Source organism: Sphingopyxis sp. Root154, from assembly GCF_001427105.1.
Classification (GTDB): Bacteria; Pseudomonadota; Alphaproteobacteria; order Sphingomonadales; family Sphingomonadaceae; genus Sphingopyxis.
This window is the reverse complement of the sequence record NZ_LMGI01000001.1, coordinates 588,307-606,177: the sequence shown is the minus strand read 5'-3', so window position 1 is coordinate 606,177 and position 17,871 is coordinate 588,307. Positions and strand designations below refer to the sequence as shown.

The window sequence follows — 17,871 nt, the reverse complement described above, 5'->3', positions numbered from 1 at the left end:
AGCGAGAGCGAGCCTCTCAATCGCGGCAAGGGTCGGGTCAGGGGCAGTCAAAACCCTTGCAGGCGGCGCGCAGCTGGGGCGTTGCCCAGTCGATAAAGGCGCGCACCTTAAGCGGCAGCAGCCCTTGGCGCGGATAGACGATATGCACCGGGCGCGGCTCGCTATCGCCGTCGGTAAGCACGTGAACGAGCGCTCCCGATTGGATCTGCCCCGATAGCTGATAATCGAAGAGACGCGCGACCCCGATGCCGCGAAGTGCCGCCGCGAGATTGCCCGCGGCGCTGTTGACGGCAATCCGCGTCCGCGGCGCGCAGATCATGTCCTCGCCGTCGATGCGATAGGTCCAGAACATCTGCTGGGTCCCGAAGAGGATGCCATCGTGCGCGGACAATTCGCGCGGATCGGTCGGTGTGCCACGCCGCTCGAGATAGTCGGGACTGGCGCATGTGATCAGGCGAAAGTCGCCTGTCTTGACCGCATAGAGAGCGCTGTCGGCCAGATGGCCTAGGCGGATTGCGACGTCGATATGTTCATCGACGATATGGGTGCGCCGGTCGGAGGCGATGAGGTTGAGGGTGACTTCGGGATATTCGGCCATGAACGACAGCGCGATCGGCATCACATGGCGTGCGCCAAATTCGACCGGCATGGTGACCGTCAGTTCGCCGCGCGGGGTGCTATATTCGCCCGATGCGCGCCGTTCGGCTTCGTCGAGGTCGGCGATGATCCGCCGCGCAGCTTCGACATAATCGCGCCCCGCATCGGTAAGTTGGATATTGCGACTGGTGCGGACGAGAAGGTTTGTGCCGAGATGGCGCTCAAGCTCTGCGACTTTGCGGCTGACGCTGGGGAGCGGCGCATTCAGCTTGCGGCTTCCCGCGGACAGACTGCCCGCGTCGACGACCGCCAGAATGACCCGCATGGCATCGAGCCGATCCATCTGTCTCCCTTTCTTGCCCGCACGCAGAATAGCGGAGTTTGTCCGGCCGTCACAGCGGCAAGCGCTTGCCGCGCGCGTCTCAACCAAACACCCGCCATCGGCGATCGATGACGGGTGTTTTCGGGGGGAGGTTGACGAAACTCAGCCGGGGGGTCCTGCAAGCTTCTTGCGATATTCGGCGACGGGCATTCCACCCCAGCCCCAGTCCTCCATCTCGACCTCCTGGAAGATGACCCAAGTCCATTCGGGGGGCTTTTTGAGCACGTCGAACAGAACCTGGCTCATTCCCTTATAGATAGCGGCTTTCTGCTCGGGGGTCACATGGTCGACACCGGCTTCGGTGCCCTCCTTGGTGACTTGTACGGTTACGATCGGCATGATCTGTCTCCTCGCTCTCGCCGGATCAGTGGCCGGCTGACTGGCCGCCATCGACATGGAGGATTTCGCCCGTCACGAAACCGGCGCTTTCAAGATACAGCACGGCCTCGACGATGTCCGTAATATCGCCCATCCGCCCGACGGGGTGCAGCGCCGACAGAAAGTCGTGGGTTTCGGGGGTGTGCATCGGCGTCTTGATCACACCCGGCGATACGGCATTCACGCGGATACCACGCGTCGCATATTCGATGGCGAGGCTTTTGCTCGCGGCGTTGATGCCACCCTTCGACAGCGAAGCGAGGACCGACGGCACCTGCGACAGCGCATGATCGACGAGGCTCGTCGTGATGCTGACGATGTGACCGCGGCCGAGCTTTTCCATCGCCGCAATCGCAGCCTGGGTGATGTAATAGAACCCGTTGATGTTGGTCGAAACGACATCGGCATATTGCTGCGCGCTGTAATCGGTGAACGGACCGGCGAGGAAGATGCCGGCGTTATTGACCAGCGTGTCGACGCGACCGAATGTTTCGATCGCTGCGGCGATCACGCGCGGCCCGGTTTCGGGATCGCCGATGTCGCCGACAATCGTCAGGACGTCGGGATTGTTCGAGGGCTGGATCGACCGCGACGTCGCGACGACGCGATAGTTGCGATCAAGATAGGCGCTGACGAGGGCCGCGCCGATCCCCTGTGATGCGCCGGTGATGACGACGACTTTCTTTCCATTGCTCATGATATTTGACCTTTCTTCGGATGAATGCGGGCCAAATTTCATTGGTCCGGCCGACGCATTCCGCGTCGACAGGGCCTATCTAGGGCAGGTCGTTTTCCGTGATAATCTAGATAGATTGACAGACATAATGCCGATTAACGGCATAATGGCCTAAAGCTTGCGAGCGTCGAGAGCCAACCGGTTGAACGCGGCACGCAGCCGCGGTGCTGCAAAATCGATGAAGGCGCGGACCTTCGGTACCGACCGGCGCCCGGCCGGAGTCAGCAGATGCGCCGGCTGGACCGGTGGTTCGGCGTCGGCAAGCACGACCTGCAGCCGCCCCGCCTTCACTTCGTGCGCGACATGATAGGAATAGACCCGCGTCAATCCGCCGCCCGCCACCGCTGACGCCACCGCTGCGCGCACGCTGTTGACGATGAGGCGGGGCGCGAAGTGAACGGTCCGCGTGGCGCCGGATTTTCCGGCGGCCGCGAAGGCCCAGGATTCCAGACCGAAATGGGTCAGCGATATGATCTGGTGCCCGACGATATCGGCGGGCGCTTTGATCGGTGGGTGCTGCGCCAGATAATGCGGCGCCGCAACGATGACCCGGCGTACCCCGTCTCCGACCCGCGTTGCGAGCAGCGACGAGTCAGGGAGCTCCGCGACCCGCAGCGCGATATCGACCCCTTCGTCGATCAGGTTGACCGACCGGTCGACCAGAAGCAGGCGCGCCGTGACCAGCGGATAGGCATCGAGGAACTCATCGAGGATGGGGCGCAATATTTCCTCACCGCTGATTGGCGGCGCGGTGAGCGTCAGCAGCCCGCGCGGTGCCGCACGCTCGCCCCCGGCGAGCAGATCCGCCTCCTCCAGCTCGGCTAGAATGCGGCGGCACGATGCCGCATAGTGCTGGCCTGTGTCGCTAAGGCGGATGCTGCGCGTCGTGCGGTGGAGCAGTTCCGCGCCGACATGCGCCTCCAGCGACGCGATCGCGCGGCTGATCGCCGTCGGCGAACGGCGAAGGCGACGCGCTGCGCCCGCGAGGCTGCCCTCGTCGACCGCCGTCACAAATATCTTCATCGCGTCGATGCGATCCATCGCCCATCCGAATGCTGGTTTAATGTGGGGATGCTACAGGCGGCGAGTGGATCGGTCGAGCGTTGACCGTCCCCCGTATAAGATCTGGCAGGCGACTGCTGTCCGACCTGTGAGTTTGAAGCGTTTCTTCCTCGGCTGTGTTGGCCGCAGGAGAACGATCATGGGAAGGTCAGAATTTGACTATTCGATACCACGTCCGGCGTGGAATGCCGGCAGGAAGGTTGGAACAAAGCGCCCACTGAAACCACGTCAGATTTGGGCCATTCGCTTTCATCTCGATCGCGAGCACCGACTTCGAGACCGGGCGCTGTTCGATCTTGCGATCGACAGCAAACTGCGGGGCTGTGATCTGGTGAAGATCAAGATCGGCGACTTGGTGACAGGTGGAGAGTTGCGAACGCGGGCAATCGTAGTTCAGCAGAAGACGGGCCGACCAGTTCAATTCGAAATAATGTCGGACGCGCGCGGAAGTCTCTTGGCATGGCTCGAGCGGCGCGGCGGAGCGATCGAGGACTATGCGTTCCCCAGCCGTATCGACCACTCTGCCCATATGAGCACGCGGCAATATGCGCGGCTTGTTGATGAGTGGGTCACCGCGGTCGGCCTACGAAGCGAAGACTATGGAACACATTCGCTCCGGAGAACGAAGGCGTCGATTATCTACAAGGCGACTGGGAATTTGCGCGCCGTACAAATTCTTCTAGGCCACACCAAAATTGAAAACACGGTGCGATACCTCGGCGTTGATGTGGAAGATGCCCTGACGTTGGCGGAAGGCATCGAAGTCTAGCGATCAGTGCTCGACATCTTAGAGAGCGAGCGCTCCGGATTGCTGCGGAACGTCCGCTCTCTTTATTTGGCCGCCAAAAGCTGTCAGTCAGCTAGCGGCCAAAAACGGCTGCATTTGGATTCTGTAGTTCCGACTTCAGCGGAGAAATTATCGGCCCAGTCACATCAAGCCGAGGAGCGGATTAGGTGATCGAACGCAGAGAGCGACGCCTTTGATCCTTCGCCCATCGCGATGACGATCTGCTTGTACGGCACGGTCGTCACGTCGCCCGCGGCAAATATACCGGGCTGGCTTGTCGCGCCGCGCGCGTCTACCTCGATCTCGCCGCGGTCGCTGAGCGCCACGGCGCTGCCCAGCCATTCCGTGTTCGGAATGAGGCCGATCTGGACGAAGATGCCTTCGAGTTCGACAAGATGTTCCTCATCCTTGTTGCGGTCGCGATAACGCAGGCCAACCACCTTCTCGCCATTGCCGAGCACCTCGGTGGTGAGCGCTGACGTAATGATCGTGACATTGGCCAGGCTGCGTAGCTTTGTCTGGAGCACCGCGTCGGCGCGAAGCTGGCTATCGAACTCGATCAGCGTCACATGCGCGGCGAGCCCGGCGAGATCGATCGCCGCCTCAACGCCCGAATTGCCGCCGCCGATCACCGCGACGCGCTTGCCCTTGAACAGCGGACCGTCGCAGTGCGGGCAATAGGCGACGCCCTTATTGCGATATTCGGCCTCACCGGGGACTCCCATCTGGCGCCAGCGCGCGCCGGTCGACAGGATCACGGTCTTGCCCTTCACGCTCGCGCCGCTCTTGAGCTTCACTTCGTGGAGGCCGTGCGCGCCGCCCGGGATGAGCTCGGCGGCTTCCTGAACATTCATGACGTCAACGTCATAATCCTTCACATGCGCTTCCAGCTGCGCGGCGAGCTTCGGGCCCTCGGTGTGCTGGACCGAAATGAAATTCTCGATCCCCAGCGTGTCGAGCACCTGACCCCCAAAGCGTTCGGCGACGATGCCGGTGCGGATGCCCTTGCGCGCAGCATAGATCGCCGCTGCGGCGCCGCCGGGGCCACCCCCGACGACGAGCACGTCGAACGGCTCCTTCGCGGCAATCTTCTCAGCCGCGCGCGCGACCGCACCGGTGTCGAGCTTGGCGACGATCTGTGCAAGGTCCATGCGGCCTTGCCCGAAGGGTTCGCCGTTCAGAAACACCGCCGGAACCGCCATGACCTTGCGGTTCTCGACCTCGTCCTGAAACAGCGCGCCGTCGATCGCGGTGTGGCGGATGTTCGGGTTCAGCGCGGCCATGATGTTGAGCGCCTGCACGACGTCGGGGCAATTCTGGCACGACAGCGAGAAGAAGGTTTCGAAGACGAAGTTGCCCTCCAGCCCACGCACCGCATCGAGCAATTCGGCCTCTTCCTTCGGCGGATGGCCGCCGACGTGGAGTAGCGCGAGGATCAGCGAGGTGAATTCATGCCCCATTGGGAGGCCCGCGAACATGGCTTCGGCGCGGCCCTCATCGGCACGGATCGCGAAGGAGGGCCTCCGCGCGTCGTCGCCATCGAAACGCGCGGTGACGAGGTCCGACTGCGCCGCGACCTCTTCGACAAGCGCGCGCATCTCTGCCGATTTGGGCGAGGCATCGAGGCTCGCGACCAACTCGATCGGACGGCGAAGGTTGCCGAGATAGGTTTTGAGCTGGGCGGTCGTGTTGGCGTCGAGCATCGGCATGGGGAGAGCCTTTCGGACAGGAGCAAGGGTTCGCCGTGGGGGCCGGCGTCAGAATCTTGTTTTTTTAGAATGCGAAGACCGGGCGAGCGCCGCCCGCCCGGTCCTACAAATCGGTCGGCTTAGATCTTGCCGACGAGTTCGATCGAGGGAGCGAGCGTTTCGGCGCCTTCTTCCCACTTCGCCGGACAAACCTGGCCGGGGTTGGCGCGGACATAGACCGCCGCCTTGATCTTGCGGACGAGTTCCTCGGCGTTGCGGCCGACGCCTTCGCTGGTGATTTCCATCACCTGGATCACGCCGTCGGGATCGACGACGAAGGTCGCGCGGTCGGCGAGGCCCGAATCTTCACGCAGCACGCCGAAATTGTTGGCGAGAACGTGGTTCTGGTCGCCCAGCATGTGATAGTTGATCTTGCCGATCGCGGGCGAGCTGTCGTGCCAAGCCTTGTGGCTGAAATGCGTGTCGGTCGACACCGAATAGACTTCGACGCCGAGGCCCTGAAGCGCCTGATACTGGTCGGCGAGGTCTTCGAGCTCGGTCGGGCAGACGAAGGTGAAGTCGGCCGGATAGAAGAAGAAAACCGCCCATTTGCCTTTGGTATCGGCGTCCGTCACGGGGACGAACTTGCCTTGGTAGTACGAAGTGGCGTTGAACGGCTTGATCGAGCTTCCGATGATACCCATGGGAGAGTGTTTCCTTTGTTTGCTGCACTGCAAAACGATTTGCAGAGGCGCATCTATGCACTCCGTCCCGGCGGCTCAATTCCAATTTTTCGGGTACAGTAATCGTCTCGGTCGATTAAAATGAGAGCTAAATTTCAACCGTTCAGCGAGAAGCTCGCCGCAAGCCGCACAGCATCTCGATCACCTCGGAGTCGAATGCGTCGGGGGCATGTGGCGCGATTTTGCGAAAGCGGCTCGCGCAATAGGCTGCGCGCGGCCCCAGTTCCGCAACATCTCTGAAGTTCAGCGCCGTCCCGGCATTCCCCCCGGCAAGGTCGGGCATGTTAGCGAGCACGGCGCGGACAGTGAAAATCGCTCCGGGACGAACCTGGGAGGGGTAGCAGTCGTGCCGGCTGACGCACAGCGCCAAGTCATCCACTCGCCAATCGTCCGTCATAATCAACCTCGTGGTTGTTACGCAGCATCTGCCAGAGGTTATCATATTTGAAGAGCAGTGACGAATCGCTTGCGCCATTGAAGGAACCCAGGGGGCGAGAGGAATGAGGACCGGTAGCAATCGGTCCAGATCAACATAGGCTTCCCGCCGCTGCGGCCGAGCGAAGGAACACTACCGTTCAAATGCCACTGATTCGGAGACTTCTAAAGGCGGATCGCACATCGCTGACAGCGCGCCAGAGCGGAATCCGGGAAGGCCCTTCAGGTGCTCGATCAGCAATTCCCATCCAACCAGCGCTTCATCGAACGTCCAGACTTTTCCGGCGACCCTGACGTCGCAACAGACCAGGTCGGTTGTGAGTTCGTCGCGCTTATAGAAGGTAACCTTCTGCACATCTGTGATGGGGAGCCGGGAAAGAAGCTCTGCGTCGATACAGGTCATGGGAACATGCCTCAAGATTCGCCCGCCGGGCTAAGTTTCGGGTTTCGAGAAACTGCGCCGCCCGATTGGGCAAGCCCGTGAGCGGCGGGTAAAATAAAACGCGTTTCCGTCGTCTCATGTTCCATTTTTTACGGCGCAAAAGAGAACAAAAGCCCAAAGGGGGAGCGGCGCGTGATGCGCCGCTCCGCGCTCCCGGTGGCTCTAGGTCGTGTATTGCGCCGGGTGTTCGATCGCGACCTCGGTCTCTTCGGCGGTCGGGTCCGACAACATGCCCCCGCAGTCGCCGGAGCTCCTCGACACGACCTTGGGCTTCTGTCCGGACCCGTGCGAAGTGACCTCGACGCTGCGGCTGCAGGTTCCCGCTCCGCTGCTGGTCGCTACGTAACGATAGCTTACGGTTCCGGCCGGCAGCGAGCCGAGGCTGGCGAGGTTGATCTCTCCGAGCGGATTCGGCTGAGATTGCAGCGCGAGCATATGCCGCATCATCATGTCGCTTTGCCGGTTCATTGCCGCCGCGATCCGGTCGAACATCGCGAAGGGGGCCGCGTCGAACGGGTCGATCCACTGGACCGGAACGAAGCGTGCCGCGGGCGCCACGACAACCTTCGGCGCGATCTCGCCTCGATATTCGATCCGCGCGATCGAGCCATCGGGCAGACCGACCTTCATCACACGGGTTTCGGCAGGTGCCGCCAACGCCGTGCCTGCGGCTGCAAGAGCCGCGACACCGGCGAAGACGGCCGTACGGATTTTACGCATCAATCGTCCTCCTCTGTTGATGATGGAAGCCAAAATCTATCCTGCGAAACTGAATGCAGAATGACTCGCCGCGTCCGGCCTAGCCCGTGTTTCGCGGTGCGCGCCGATCGGATAATCGCTGCAGCGCAAAGCGTGCGGACCAGTTGGCGAGCAACAAAGCCGGGGCGGCGCTTCGCTAGTCAAGCAGGGCATGGCTGGCCGGCGTACTTCAGACGAGCCCCGTATCTCGAACGGGATAGTCGCTCGCCGGCAGTAAAGCTCGGCCGCATCGCGGTTCGCGAAGCGAAGTTCGATCTGTCCGAGGGGATCGCCGCCGCCGGTCCATCCGGTCAGCGGATCGGCCCGTGGAACCCAGCGCGGGCCGAAGCGCAACCGCCACAGTCCGGCATGCGCGCGGCCCGACTGGTTTACACGAAGGGGCACAGGCTCGATAATCGCCCATGCATCGGGCGGCAACATGCTGGCGCGATGGCCGACCGATGCACAATTATCATTTGCCGGCGAGGGGGGCGACGCGCCCCCGTAGCCCGGCCCGGGACCGAAGTCCCGGACCTGCCCGTCACGCCGCCTGTCCATTGATCGGGATACGGCGGACATTTTCGTTCGCCGCCTCCGACTTCGGCAGGGTGACCGTGAGCACGCCATTTCTGAAGGTCGCGCTCGCCTTGTCGCGTTCGACACCGCGCGGGAGACCGATCCGCCGCTCGAAGCGGCCGTAGCTGCGTTCGCTATAGCCGCGGTCCTTGTCTTCGACTTCGGACTTCTTCTCGCCGCGAAGCGTCAGCACGCCTTCCTCGACACTGATGTCGACATCCTTCTCGTCCAGCCCGGGGAGCTCGGCGACGATGCGGACCTCCTTGTCGGTCTCGCCGAACTCGAGGTTCGGCCACGCGGGTTCGCGGCCGAGACCGCCGAACGACGACAGGCCGAAGCCGCGAAAGACATCGTCGAACAGCCGGTTGACGTCGTGGTGAAGCGAGAGGAGCGGATGATCGCCCCGCCCCTGCTCGGCGCGCACCGCGACGGGGAGCCGGTTCTCCTGCCGGCTCCAGGGAATCAGATCACGAATAGACATGATGTCATCTCCTTTCTGGCTAGAGGGTTCAGCAAGGCTCGCCGCCGTCATCGGCGGCGAGCCGGTGGCCTCGATCAGGCCGCTTCGCGGTCTTTCTCCCGCGGGGCTGCGAGGCGATCCTGGGCGGGCGAGCTGCCGCCGATCTCGATCTTGCGCGGCTTCATCGCCTCGGGGACGACGCGCTGCAGATCGATCCGCAGCAGACCATTGTCGAAACCGGCGGATTCGACTTCGACATAGTCGGCAAGCTGGAAGCGCCGTTCAAAGGGGCGAGCCGCGATCCCGCGGTGGAGATACTGCTCCTCGTCCTTCTCTTCGCCGCGCTTGCCGCTGATGGTGAGCTGGTTCTGCTGGGCGACCACCTCGATATCCTCGGGGCGGAAGCCCGCCACCGCTAGCGTGATGCGGTAGCTGTCCTCGCCCCGCCGCGAGAGGTCGAAGGGCGGATAGCCTTCGCTGCCGTCGCCGCGCTGATCGGTCTCGAGGAGATCGAACAGGCGGTCGAAACCGACCGTGGAGCGCCGGAAAGGCGCAAAATCAAAGCTGCTTCTCATTTTCCAAATCCTCCTAATTGAGCAATTTGGGCATGAGACGCGCCGGAGAGAGCCGGCGCTCTCATTTGACCCACCGGGCCCGGTTTCGGCGCCCGGCGATAAAAAGCTAGGAAGCGCCAAATCACTTTCAAGAGCTTTTTGCTTCGCCGCTGCTTCGGCCCGTCGCATCATCAGACTTTGCCCGGCACGGCGAACTCAGGACGATCAGGAAAAGACCGTCGTAAAAATATAGGCGGCCAACAGTACGAGATGCACGGCGCCCTGCAAAATCGTGGTTCGTCCGGTTCCGAAAGATAAAATCGCGACGCCAAGCGAGAGCGCCAGAAGTGTCATGCCCTTGGGGTCGAGGCCGAGGGATAGCGGCCAGCCCATGACGAGTGCCGCAATCGCTACCGTCGGGATCGTAAGGCCGATTGTCGCAAGCGCCGATCCCAGCGCAAGGTTGAGACTTGTCTGGAGGCGGTCGCGCCGCGCAGCGCGCAATGCCGCAAGACTTTCCGGAGCGAGAACGAGCGCGGCGACGGCAATGCCGACAAGCGCGCGCGGCAATGCGGCGGCAGCGATCGCTGTTTCGAACGGTTTGGAGAGGCTTTTGGCGAGGAAGACAACGCTCACCAGCGCGAGCAGAAGAAGGCCAAGCGATAGTGCCGCCGCGCGCGAGCTGGGTGGCGAAGCATGCGCATCGCCGGCCAGCGCGCCTACGCCTTCAGGCAGGAAATAGTCGCGATGGCGGATGGTCTGGACAAACACGAAGGTTGCGTAGAGCAGCGTCGACACGATCGCGGTAAATATAAGCTGCGCGGCGGAATAAGAGGGCGAGGCTGCGTTCGCGCTCACACTCGGCAGAACAAGTACCAGCGTTGCCATCGCCGCCAGCACGCAGAGCGCGGCGTTGACTCCTTCGAGCACGAAACGCTGCTCGCCGTGCCGAATGCCGCCGACCAACAGGCATCCGCCGACAACGCCGTTGAGGATAAGCATGATTGCGGCAAACACCGTATCGCGCGGCAAGGCCGGATTCGCCGACCCGCTCAGCATCATGGACAGAATCAGCGAAGCCTCGATAATGGTGACCGCGCCTGCGAGGATCAGCGTGCCGAACGGTTCTCCTACCCGGTGGGCGACGACCTCGCCATGATGGACCGTCGCGAGGATGCAGCCGACAAGGATCGCGCTTGTTCCGGCAAGAGCGATACCGTCCGTTTGTGCCGGATGCAGCAGAAGTGCTACCAGGCCTGCAACAGGCATCCACCGGGGCCAGCTCGACATCACCGCAGCCGAAAGGGACTGGATTCTCATGACGCGCCTTTCTGAAACAGGCCGGCGCGCGAAAGTCAAACGTGCAACTCCGGTTCTCCTGGACCGGCCGAGTTCGGACAGAATTAAGCCCCTCTAGGGGTGCCGATCAGAAGTCGCAGGCCGGTATCTGCTTCGCGTCGCGCTCGGCGACGAGGGTCCGCACCTCGGTTTCCAGCTCGAAGCGCGCCGATCTGAAGTCGTCGTCGTGAATCGCGCCGCGGTCGTAGTCGCGTTGCAGCCGGTCGCGATCTCTTGCCCGTTTTGCGAGTTCGCCGTCGATCCGGGATCGGCGCCGTTCGCTCTCGGCGCGCAGTTTCTCGATTTCCGGCAGGGCCTGCTTCCGCCAGGCGGGATCGGTCGCACGGGCCATCTCACCCTCAGAATCGGCGAAAATCTCGAAGCAGGCCTGGTTAGGTGTTTCGGATGCTTCGGAAACGGACGGCGCGATCAGCGCGACAGCAAGGAGAAGGGGCATGAGCGTTGGATAGCAAATGGCATTCCCGGTTTCTACCGGGGCATATGGCGCCGAGATGATTACGCCGTGCGACTTTGCTCGCACTTCACGGCGATTGGTACCCGAGATCTCAAAGCGATCATCCTGACCGTTTGGAGAGCAGGTTTCGCACCTTCGTCGGAAGGGCACTGCAATCGTTCGCTTTGCGCCGTCCGCATGCGATCCTGGCGAATGTCGGCTACCTCGGATTGGCGGCCGGAAGCTGCCGGTCAGAAATCGGCCATTCCACCCACTTCGAGGCCGAGAGCGAGCGTCAGTACTAACATTCGGGCCAGCGGACTCCACCGTCCTTCGGCCAGATCATTCCGGCCGAAGGGTTGTGGCGGGCTGACTTAAAGGCCGTGGTCAGCGCGAATGCGCGCGGCGGCCTGTTCGCCGATGATCGCGCAGGGTGCCTGCGTATTACCGGTTGTCACCCGCGGCATGATGGAGCCATCGGCGATGCGTAGTCGCTCGATTCCGTGGACGCTGAGCGAGGTATCGACAACCGACATATCGTCCTGTCCCATCTTGGCGGTGCCGCATTGGTGCCAATAGGTGACCGCGGAATCGCGAATGAACGCATCGAGTCCGGCGTCGTCGCGGTCTCTTGGCATGACCTCGCCCTTAACGAAGGGCTTGAACGCCTCGCCATTGCCAAGGTCCCGGCAGAGTTTGACGCACGCGCGCGCGGCCTCGATATCGGCGGGATCCGAAAGCATGTTTGCGTCGATCACCATTGGCTTGGCCGGGTCTGCATCGCGCAGGCGAACGCGGCCTCGGCTCTCTGGCTGCGCGAGCCCCGCGAACATCGTCCAGCCATGGTCGGGAACGCCGAGAGCCGCCGTACGCTCGCTCGGCACGGGAAACTCGACTTGGCAAAAGAGCAGGTCGGGTGCGTCAAGATCGGCACGACTTTTCCAATAGAGAGTTGCTTCGCTTCCGCTGTTTCGCGGCGCCATCGGCCTCGAAAGCTCCCACATGCAGCCGAAGGACACATGATCCTGCATGTTGCGCCCGACACCGGCCAAGTTTTGAACGACAGGAATCGAAAGCCGCTCGAGCTCGGCACGCTCGCCAATGCCCGACAACATCAGAAGCTTGGGCGTGTTGATCGCGCCGGTCGACAAGATGACCTCGCTTCTTGCACCGATTGAAAAGATGCGTCCGTCCTTCTCGATTTCGACGCCAGTCGCGCGGCGCCGATCAAAGAGGATGCGACGGACATGCGCGCCGGTCACGATCGTCAGATTGGGCCGGTCCGAAACGGGATGAACATAGGCGCGGTACAGCGACTGGCGCCGGCCGTCGCGAACGAGCATGTCGGTGATGGCGCCGCCGCCCGGCCCTTCCATCATCGCGCCGTTCGGACTCCCGAATGTCGGGATGCCTTGCTCGCGCGCAGCGTCGAGCAGAGCGTGCGCAAGCGGGTGCGGGTCGTGGGCGGGCTGCACCCAGACGGGGCCGTCGGTGCCGCGGAAACGCGCATCGGACGCACCCTGCCAGTTTTCGATGCGGCGATAGATGTCGAGCACCGATTCATACCCCCAGCCAGCGTCGCCCGCCTCGGCGGCAAAGTGATCCCAATCGCTCTTGTGACCGCGCGCCCAGACCATCACGTTGATGCTCGATCCGCCGCCGAGACCCTTGCCCATCGACATCGACAGTTCGCGGCCACCGAGATGCGGATTCGGTTCGGCCTGAAAGCCCCAGTCGCGTTCGCTCCCTAGGTTGGTTGGCCAGAGCGCTGGGTCGATGACCGATTCTGCTTCATCGCCGCCACCCGCTTCGATCAAGAGAACCTCTGCGTTACTGTTCTCGGCAAGGCGGCGGGCAACGACGGAACCCGATGAACCCGCACCGCAGACAATGAAATCATAGCTGCGCTTGAGATCGGCATTGAGCCTCGACTGGTTCTCGCGGGCGCGCCGGGCAAAATCGGAGTCCTGGCCGGGGAAAGCCTCGGTGATCATGGTGTTTTCCTTATACTTTGGGGAGGGGAGGGGACGGAACGTCCCCCGTTGTCGGCGGCGCCGAACCGGCACGACGGCGTGAAGCGGCGTCGCGGCCTAGCCCGCCGCGCCCGCTGTTGATCCGGCCGTAAAATCCGGCCGAAGACTGGCAATTATGGAAGGTAGGCGAGACCTACCGGTCCCGCCTACCGGCGCCCTGTCACCGGGGGAGAGGCAGAGCGCAAGTCCGTTATTTGGAGCTGCGCGAGGCCGCCTGCGCCGCCTGGTCGATCACGTCCGCCACCACTTTCGGCTGGGTCATGAAGACGGCATGGCTCGCCGGCACTTCGGTGACCTTCGCACCGATGCGCTTCGCCATATGCTGGAGCATGCGCTGGTCGAATGCTTTGTCGTCGGTCGCGATCACCGCCCAGCTGGGCTTGCTGCGCCATGCGGCTTGGGTCAGCTTTGTGCCGAAGGCCGACAAGTTGATGGGGACCTGCGAATCGCGCATGAACGCTGCATCGCTATCGGTCGTATCCGCCGCGAACCCAGCCTTGAACTTTGCGAGATCTATGAAGCCGAAACCGTCGCTTTGGGTGTCGAGAACGAACTCGGGCGGTGTAACGAACCCCTGATATTGCTGCGCCGTCGTCTCGCCGACATCGGGGGAGAGCGCCGACACATAGACGAGGCCCGCCACCTTCGGGTCGACCCCGGCTTCTGTGATGACGGTCCCGCCCCAGCTATGACCGACGAGGATGGCCGGGCCGTCCAGCCGGGCGATCGCGCGCTTCGTCGCCGCGGCGTCATCGGCGAGCGAGGTCAGCGGGTTCTGGACGATCGTGACGCGATAGCCGCGGCCCGTCAGCTCGTCGTATACGCCGCGCCAGCCCGACCCGTCGGCGAAGGCGCCATGAACGAGAATGACGTTGCGCACCGGCTGGGTCGCGGCGATGTGACCGGGATTATCGGTCGTCTGCGCGGACGCGGCGAGGGGGAAGGAAACGGCAACGGCGGCGGCGGCGAGGACGGTGCGGACATTGTTGAACAGGGACATGCGATCTCTCCTATATGGCGACAACAGTTATTGCGATAAGTGATTAGATAAGGCGAGTAGGGTTGCTTGTCCAGCAGAAATGTATCGCGATATTTATTTTTGCGATTCCGTCGCTATATCGGGAGCGGAATGGAGTTCATGATGACCACCGACAACCCACCTGTGCCGCTCGACGATCAGCTTTGCTATGCGATTTACTCCGCCGGAATCGCCGTTCAGCGCGCCTACAAGCCACTGCTCGACGAGCTTGGGCTGACCTATTCTCAATATCTGGTGCTCAACATATTGTGGCGCGAAGACGGGCAACCGATCGGACGCATTGCCGACCAGCTCGCCCTTGAATCGAGCACGCTGACGCCCTTGCTCAAGCGGCTCGAAGCGGCGGGCTTGGTGAGCCGAACGCGAAATCCGTCGAACGAACGCCAAGTCGTTGTTGCGCTCACGCAAACCGGGCGAGCCCTTCAGGCAAGAGCTGGCTGTCTCGGTGATGCCCTGCTGGAGGCCTCCGGCCAGTCGCCCGCGGCTCTTGCCGATCTTAACAAGGACATCAGGGCCTTGCGCGATGCCGTCTATGCCAATGTCGGCGGCTGGGACCTCACGACCCGCGAGACGACGTAATCAGTCCCTGAAAGCCATCACGAAAACGCGATACTGCCCGAGCCGCGGGCGTTCGCGGAAGCCAGCTCGCGCGCCAAAGTGAGAAAGGCCGCGAGACCGGCAGACGGATGTCTTCGTCCTGGATAGTAGAGGCAAAGGCCGGGGAAGGGGGGTGTCCAATCTTCGAGAAGGCGGACAAGGGTGCCGGCGTCGATATCGGCAATGACGTCCTGCTCGAAATAGAAGCCGATACCAAAGCCCGCCAACACGGCGGCGCGCGACAGGTTGAGTTCGTCGAACGTCATCGGGCCGCTCACCTCGATCTGCGCCGTGTCGCCGCCCTTCTCGAAATGCCAACGGTAGAGCGCGCCATCGGGTAAGCGGACGCGAATGCAGTCGTGGGAAAGAAGATCGGTCGGCACCAGCGGTCCCGACCGTGTCTTTAGATAGGCTGGCGAGGCGACCGCCGCGAAGCGCTGCGCCTCGCCGAGCGACAGGGCAATCATGTCGGTCGGCACGAGCGAGGCGACGCGAATGCCGAGATCGAAACCTTCGGCGACGATGTCGAGCAGCTGGCCCTCGGTTACGACGTCGACATGCATGTCCGGATAACGGCGGGAATACTCCAGTAGAAGATGGGTGAGAGCGGGCGAGCGTACCGCGAATGGCGGCGCATTGATCCGCAGTGTTCCCGTCGGCGTCGCACGGCGCTCGCGGACGATCTCGATGGTTTCGCGAACGTCCTGAAGCGAGGGGCCGACGCGATCGACGAAGACCCGTCCCGCGTCGGTCAATGCGACGCTCCGTGTCGTCCGGTTGAACAGGCGCACGCCAAGCTCGGCTTCGATCCGTGCGATCATATGGCTGAGCGCGGTCGTCGACATGCCGAGATCGATGGACGCCTGCCGGAAGGATCCGCGCCGCGCAATGGCCAGAACGGCGTCGAAGTCCCGAAGAGCAAGTCGCGACATTATCCCGAATCCTTCACTAGCTCATGCTAGATTGGCCTACTTATCCGGATAGTGTGCCGGTCTTACAACGGAGGCAAGTCAAACGAAGGAGACTTGTCATGCAGACCAAGAGCGAATCCGACACCAATCAGCGCGGTACCGAAGCGATTGTCGCAGCCTTGCCGAAACCCATCGCCGACTTTGTCGAGGCCAATGCGCGGCTCGATGTCGACGGCATGCTGAAGCCATTCGCCGCCGATGCTCTCATAGTGGACAACGGCCACCGTCACGCGGGCCACCCCGAAATCAGGACCCTGTTCGAAGACGAGGTGGTCGCCGTCAAGGCGATCTTCACGCCGGACAGCGTGCGCCACGAGAAGGGCAAGATCATCGTCGAAGGCCCGGCCCATGGCGACTTCAAGGGCAGTCCGATCCGTTTCACCTATGACTTCACGCTTGAGAAAGACTTGATCAAGACGTTGGAGATCACCCTATGAGCATCCAGGTTGATACGGCCGAGTTCGCAGGCAAGCGTGTCGTCGTCAGCGGCGGCACCAAGGGGTTGGGCCGTGCCACCGTCGAGCGTTTCCTTGCCGGCGGCGCCCGGGTGATGACCGCCGCCCGCGCAAACCCTGAGCCCATCGCCGGCGTCGAATTTGTCCGGGCCGATCTGACGACGGCCGCGGGCGGGGAAAGCCTGGCTGCCGCGGCTCTAGCGCAAATGGGCGGCGTCGACATCATCGCACATGTGATCGGTGGCTCCTCCTCACCGGGCGGCGGCTTCGCCGCGCTGACGGACGATCACTGGCTCGCAGAACTGAACCTGAACCTTTTGGCCACGGTTCGCCTCGATCGACTTCTGATCCCGCAGATGGTCGAGCGCGGCGCTGGCGCGGTGGTGCATGTCACCTCCATTCAGTCGGTCCTCCCTCTTCCGGAGTCGACGACAGGCTACGCCGCCGCAAAAGCCGCGCTGCGGACCTATAGCAAATCCATATCAAAGGAGCTGGGGCCGAAGGGCGTGCGGGTCAATATCGTCTCCCCTGGCTGGATCATGACCGAAGCATCCGACGGCCTGTTGAAGCGGCTGCAGGCCGCCAATGGCGGTACGATCGAGGAGGCGCGGCAATCCGTCTTGGATGGCTTGGGCGGGATCCCGATCGGTCGTCCGGCCGATCCGCATGAGGTCGCCGACCTCATCGCCTATCTGGCCTCGGATCGCGCCGCCGCCATCCATGGCGCCGAGTTTGTCATCGACGGTGGAACCGTTCCGACCATTTGAGGCTGTCGCTCCGACATTCGCACTTCGTGGCGAATGTCGGGAACGGCGCGGAAGTCGCCGGTGTCAGGCTCTACCTACGCTGAACGAGCGGAAGACGCTTAAATACCCTGAGCTTATCCGGCGCGGCGGAGAACTAATCGTCTGCTTTTTGGATTTCGGCGCCAGAAGCTGCCTGACCGCAATCGGCCAGCATTAACCGCGTCCGATTGAAATGGGATGGTTGGTGGAGATCCGTATCGCAGATATCCGCTCCGTTCGGATCAGCGCGCCGCGATGACGATGATTTCGACCTTATATTCCGGCGTCGCCAGCTTGGCCTCGCCGGTCGCACGGGCGGGGGAGTGCTTTCCGTCGACCCATTTGTCCCACACGGCGTTCATTTCAGCGAAATCGGCCATGTCCGCGAGCCAGATGGTGGCCGACAGGATTTTCGATTTTTCCGAGGCGGCTTCTGCCAGCAACGCCTCGATTTGGCCGAGGATCGTCTGCGTCTGGTTCGTCACGCTTTCGCCCGGAGCCCCGACCTGGCCTGCAAGATAGACAGTGTCGCCGTGGATGACGGCTTGGCTCATGCGTGGCCCGGCCTGAATTCGGGTGATGGTCATGGTGTTTCCTTTCATCTGGGTGGGGCGAGCGAAG

At 62.5% G+C, this 17,871-nt stretch carries 22 protein-coding genes; 4 read left to right on the top strand and 18 right to left on the bottom strand.

Annotated elements, in window-relative coordinates; genetic code table 11:
- Positions 1-37: 37 nt before the first annotated feature.
- The 4 genes from ASD73_RS02635 to ASD73_RS02620 form a co-directional block, all read right to left on the bottom strand.
- Complete coding sequence (locus ASD73_RS02635; protein WP_056369377.1) at positions 38-940, bottom strand: LysR family transcriptional regulator; 903 nt, start codon at positions 938-940, stop codon at positions 38-40.
- 141 nt (positions 941-1,081) lie between these two features.
- Positions 1,082-1,318, bottom strand: coding sequence for a tautomerase family protein (locus ASD73_RS02630; protein ID WP_056369379.1), 237 nt, complete (start codon positions 1,316-1,318; stop codon positions 1,082-1,084).
- A gap of 25 nt (positions 1,319-1,343) precedes the next feature.
- Positions 1,344-2,054 (bottom strand): SDR family NAD(P)-dependent oxidoreductase, encoded by a 711-nt coding sequence (locus tag ASD73_RS02625; protein ID WP_056369381.1) that lies wholly within the window; start codon positions 2,052-2,054, stop codon positions 1,344-1,346.
- Between the two features lie 150 nt (positions 2,055-2,204).
- Complete coding sequence (locus tag ASD73_RS02620; RefSeq protein ID WP_056369383.1) at positions 2,205-3,134, bottom strand: LysR family transcriptional regulator; 930 nt, start codon at positions 3,132-3,134, stop codon at positions 2,205-2,207.
- A 160-nt stretch (positions 3,135-3,294) separates the two neighbouring features.
- Here ASD73_RS02620 and ASD73_RS02615 point away from each other — a divergent pair, with 160 nt between their 5' ends.
- On the top strand, positions 3,295-3,924 hold the full coding sequence (locus tag ASD73_RS02615; protein WP_056370394.1) for a tyrosine-type recombinase/integrase: 630 nt from the start codon (positions 3,295-3,297) through the stop codon (positions 3,922-3,924).
- Between the two features lie 164 nt (positions 3,925-4,088).
- On the opposite strand, the gene ahpF is transcribed toward ASD73_RS02615, so the two are convergent.
- The 12 genes from ahpF to ASD73_RS02560 all read right to left on the bottom strand — a co-directional run bounded on the left by ahpF (position 4,089) and on the right by ASD73_RS02560 (position 14,403).
- Positions 4,089-5,645 (bottom strand): alkyl hydroperoxide reductase subunit F, encoded by a 1,557-nt coding sequence (ahpF, locus tag ASD73_RS02610; RefSeq protein ID WP_056370395.1) that lies wholly within the window; start codon positions 5,643-5,645, stop codon positions 4,089-4,091.
- Positions 5,646-5,770: 125 nt separating this feature from the next.
- Entirely contained in the window at positions 5,771-6,334 is a 564-nt protein-coding gene (ahpC, locus tag ASD73_RS02605) for an alkyl hydroperoxide reductase subunit C (protein ID WP_056369385.1), read from the bottom strand.
- A 142-nt stretch (positions 6,335-6,476) separates the two neighbouring features.
- Positions 6,477-6,770, bottom strand: coding sequence for a hypothetical protein (locus tag ASD73_RS02600; protein WP_056369387.1), 294 nt, complete (start codon positions 6,768-6,770; stop codon positions 6,477-6,479).
- Positions 6,771-6,941: 171 nt separating this feature from the next.
- Positions 6,942-7,211, bottom strand: coding sequence for a hypothetical protein (locus ASD73_RS02595; protein ID WP_056369389.1), 270 nt, complete (start codon positions 7,209-7,211; stop codon positions 6,942-6,944).
- A gap of 201 nt (positions 7,212-7,412) precedes the next feature.
- Positions 7,413-7,970: a hypothetical protein gene (locus ASD73_RS02590; RefSeq protein WP_056369390.1), complete on the bottom strand. Its 558-nt coding sequence runs from the start codon at positions 7,968-7,970 to the stop codon at positions 7,413-7,415.
- Positions 7,971-8,006: 36 nt separating this feature from the next.
- The gene (locus ASD73_RS22125) at positions 8,007-8,429 is read right to left on the bottom strand and encodes an NADH dehydrogenase ubiquinone Fe-S protein 4 (RefSeq protein WP_162248128.1); all 423 of its coding nucleotides are present in this window, start codon (positions 8,427-8,429) and stop codon (positions 8,007-8,009) included.
- 100 nt (positions 8,430-8,529) lie between these two features.
- Positions 8,530-9,045 (bottom strand): Hsp20/alpha crystallin family protein, encoded by a 516-nt coding sequence (locus tag ASD73_RS02585; RefSeq protein WP_056369392.1) that lies wholly within the window; start codon positions 9,043-9,045, stop codon positions 8,530-8,532.
- 74 nt (positions 9,046-9,119) lie between these two features.
- Positions 9,120-9,599, bottom strand: coding sequence for an Hsp20 family protein (locus ASD73_RS02580; RefSeq protein ID WP_056369394.1), 480 nt, complete (start codon positions 9,597-9,599; stop codon positions 9,120-9,122).
- Positions 9,600-9,803: 204 nt separating this feature from the next.
- Positions 9,804-10,937 carry a calcium:proton antiporter gene (locus tag ASD73_RS02575; RefSeq protein ID WP_235534093.1) on the bottom strand — a complete coding sequence of 378 codons (1,134 nt, stop codon included), beginning with the start codon at positions 10,935-10,937 and terminating at the stop codon, positions 9,804-9,806.
- A 67-nt stretch (positions 10,938-11,004) separates the two neighbouring features.
- Positions 11,005-11,373, bottom strand: coding sequence for a hypothetical protein (locus tag ASD73_RS02570; RefSeq protein ID WP_056369398.1), 369 nt, complete (start codon positions 11,371-11,373; stop codon positions 11,005-11,007).
- 371 nt (positions 11,374-11,744) lie between these two features.
- Entirely contained in the window at positions 11,745-13,364 is a 1,620-nt protein-coding gene (locus ASD73_RS02565; protein WP_156377264.1) for a GMC family oxidoreductase, read from the bottom strand.
- A 229-nt stretch (positions 13,365-13,593) separates the two neighbouring features.
- Positions 13,594-14,403, bottom strand: a complete 810-nt coding sequence (locus ASD73_RS02560) for an alpha/beta fold hydrolase (protein ID WP_056369400.1) — start codon at positions 14,401-14,403, stop codon at positions 13,594-13,596.
- Between the two features lie 141 nt (positions 14,404-14,544).
- On the opposite strand from ASD73_RS02560, the gene ASD73_RS02555 reads away from it, so the two are divergent.
- Positions 14,545-15,021, top strand: coding sequence for a MarR family winged helix-turn-helix transcriptional regulator (locus tag ASD73_RS02555; RefSeq protein ID WP_200934885.1), 477 nt, complete (start codon positions 14,545-14,547; stop codon positions 15,019-15,021).
- Between the two features lie 17 nt (positions 15,022-15,038).
- Here ASD73_RS02555 and ASD73_RS02550 read toward each other — a convergent pair whose 3' ends face one another.
- Positions 15,039-15,971: a LysR family transcriptional regulator gene (locus ASD73_RS02550; protein ID WP_056369403.1), complete on the bottom strand. Its 933-nt coding sequence runs from the start codon at positions 15,969-15,971 to the stop codon at positions 15,039-15,041.
- A gap of 98 nt (positions 15,972-16,069) precedes the next feature.
- Between ASD73_RS02550 and ASD73_RS02545 the strand changes: the two genes are divergently transcribed.
- Positions 16,070-16,447 carry a nuclear transport factor 2 family protein gene (locus ASD73_RS02545; protein WP_056369405.1) on the top strand — a complete coding sequence of 126 codons (378 nt, stop codon included), beginning with the start codon at positions 16,070-16,072 and terminating at the stop codon, positions 16,445-16,447.
- On the top strand, positions 16,444-17,232 hold the full coding sequence (locus ASD73_RS02540; RefSeq protein ID WP_056369407.1) for an SDR family oxidoreductase: 789 nt from the start codon (positions 16,444-16,446) through the stop codon (positions 17,230-17,232). Before ASD73_RS02545 ends, ASD73_RS02540 begins: the two co-directional genes overlap by 4 nt.
- A 260-nt stretch (positions 17,233-17,492) precedes the next feature.
- Here ASD73_RS02540 and ASD73_RS02535 read toward each other — a convergent pair whose 3' ends face one another.
- Positions 17,493-17,837, bottom strand: coding sequence for a RidA family protein (locus ASD73_RS02535; protein ID WP_056370401.1), 345 nt, complete (start codon positions 17,835-17,837; stop codon positions 17,493-17,495).
- Positions 17,838-17,871: the final 34 nt, after the last annotated feature.

What these genes read in the sequence shown, in the direction of transcription:
- ASD73_RS02635 (WP_056369377.1), bottom strand. Translation starts at nt 940, where the DNA reads ATGGATCGGCTCGATGCCATGCGGGTCATTCTGGCGGTCGTCGACGCG.
- ASD73_RS02630 (WP_056369379.1), bottom strand. Translation starts at nt 1,318, where the DNA reads ATGCCGATCGTAACCGTACAAGTCACCAAGGAGGGCACCGAAGCCGGT.
- ASD73_RS02625 (WP_056369381.1), bottom strand. Translation starts at nt 2,054, where the DNA reads ATGAGCAATGGAAAGAAAGTCGTCGTCATCACCGGCGCATCACAGGGG.
- ASD73_RS02620 (WP_056369383.1), bottom strand. Translation starts at nt 3,134, where the DNA reads ATGGATCGCATCGACGCGATGAAGATATTTGTGACGGCGGTCGACGAG.
- ASD73_RS02615 (WP_056370394.1), top strand. Translation starts at nt 3,295, where the DNA reads ATGGGAAGGTCAGAATTTGACTATTCGATACCACGTCCGGCGTGGAAT.
- ahpF (WP_056370395.1), bottom strand. Translation starts at nt 5,645, where the DNA reads ATGCTCGACGCCAACACGACCGCCCAGCTCAAAACCTATCTCGGCAAC.
- ahpC (WP_056369385.1), bottom strand. Translation starts at nt 6,334, where the DNA reads ATGGGTATCATCGGAAGCTCGATCAAGCCGTTCAACGCCACTTCGTAC.
- ASD73_RS02600 (WP_056369387.1), bottom strand. Translation starts at nt 6,770, where the DNA reads ATGACGGACGATTGGCGAGTGGATGACTTGGCGCTGTGCGTCAGCCGG.
- ASD73_RS02595 (WP_056369389.1), bottom strand. Translation starts at nt 7,211, where the DNA reads ATGACCTGTATCGACGCAGAGCTTCTTTCCCGGCTCCCCATCACAGAT.
- ASD73_RS02590 (WP_056369390.1), bottom strand. Translation starts at nt 7,970, where the DNA reads ATGCGTAAAATCCGTACGGCCGTCTTCGCCGGTGTCGCGGCTCTTGCA.
- ASD73_RS22125 (WP_162248128.1), bottom strand. Translation starts at nt 8,429, where the DNA reads ATGTTGCCGCCCGATGCATGGGCGATTATCGAGCCTGTGCCCCTTCGT.
- ASD73_RS02585 (WP_056369392.1), bottom strand. Translation starts at nt 9,045, where the DNA reads ATGTCTATTCGTGATCTGATTCCCTGGAGCCGGCAGGAGAACCGGCTC.
- ASD73_RS02580 (WP_056369394.1), bottom strand. Translation starts at nt 9,599, where the DNA reads ATGAGAAGCAGCTTTGATTTTGCGCCTTTCCGGCGCTCCACGGTCGGT.
- ASD73_RS02570 (WP_056369398.1), bottom strand. Translation starts at nt 11,373, where the DNA reads ATGCCCCTTCTCCTTGCTGTCGCGCTGATCGCGCCGTCCGTTTCCGAA.
- ASD73_RS02565 (WP_156377264.1), bottom strand. Translation starts at nt 13,364, where the DNA reads ATGATCACCGAGGCTTTCCCCGGCCAGGACTCCGATTTTGCCCGGCGC.
- ASD73_RS02560 (WP_056369400.1), bottom strand. Translation starts at nt 14,403, where the DNA reads ATGTCCCTGTTCAACAATGTCCGCACCGTCCTCGCCGCCGCCGCCGTT.
- ASD73_RS02555 (WP_200934885.1), top strand. Translation starts at nt 14,545, where the DNA reads ATGACCACCGACAACCCACCTGTGCCGCTCGACGATCAGCTTTGCTAT.
- ASD73_RS02550 (WP_056369403.1), bottom strand. Translation starts at nt 15,971, where the DNA reads ATGTCGCGACTTGCTCTTCGGGACTTCGACGCCGTTCTGGCCATTGCG.
- ASD73_RS02545 (WP_056369405.1), top strand. Translation starts at nt 16,070, where the DNA reads ATGCAGACCAAGAGCGAATCCGACACCAATCAGCGCGGTACCGAAGCG.
- ASD73_RS02540 (WP_056369407.1), top strand. Translation starts at nt 16,444, where the DNA reads ATGAGCATCCAGGTTGATACGGCCGAGTTCGCAGGCAAGCGTGTCGTC.
- ASD73_RS02535 (WP_056370401.1), bottom strand. Translation starts at nt 17,837, where the DNA reads ATGACCATCACCCGAATTCAGGCCGGGCCACGCATGAGCCAAGCCGTC.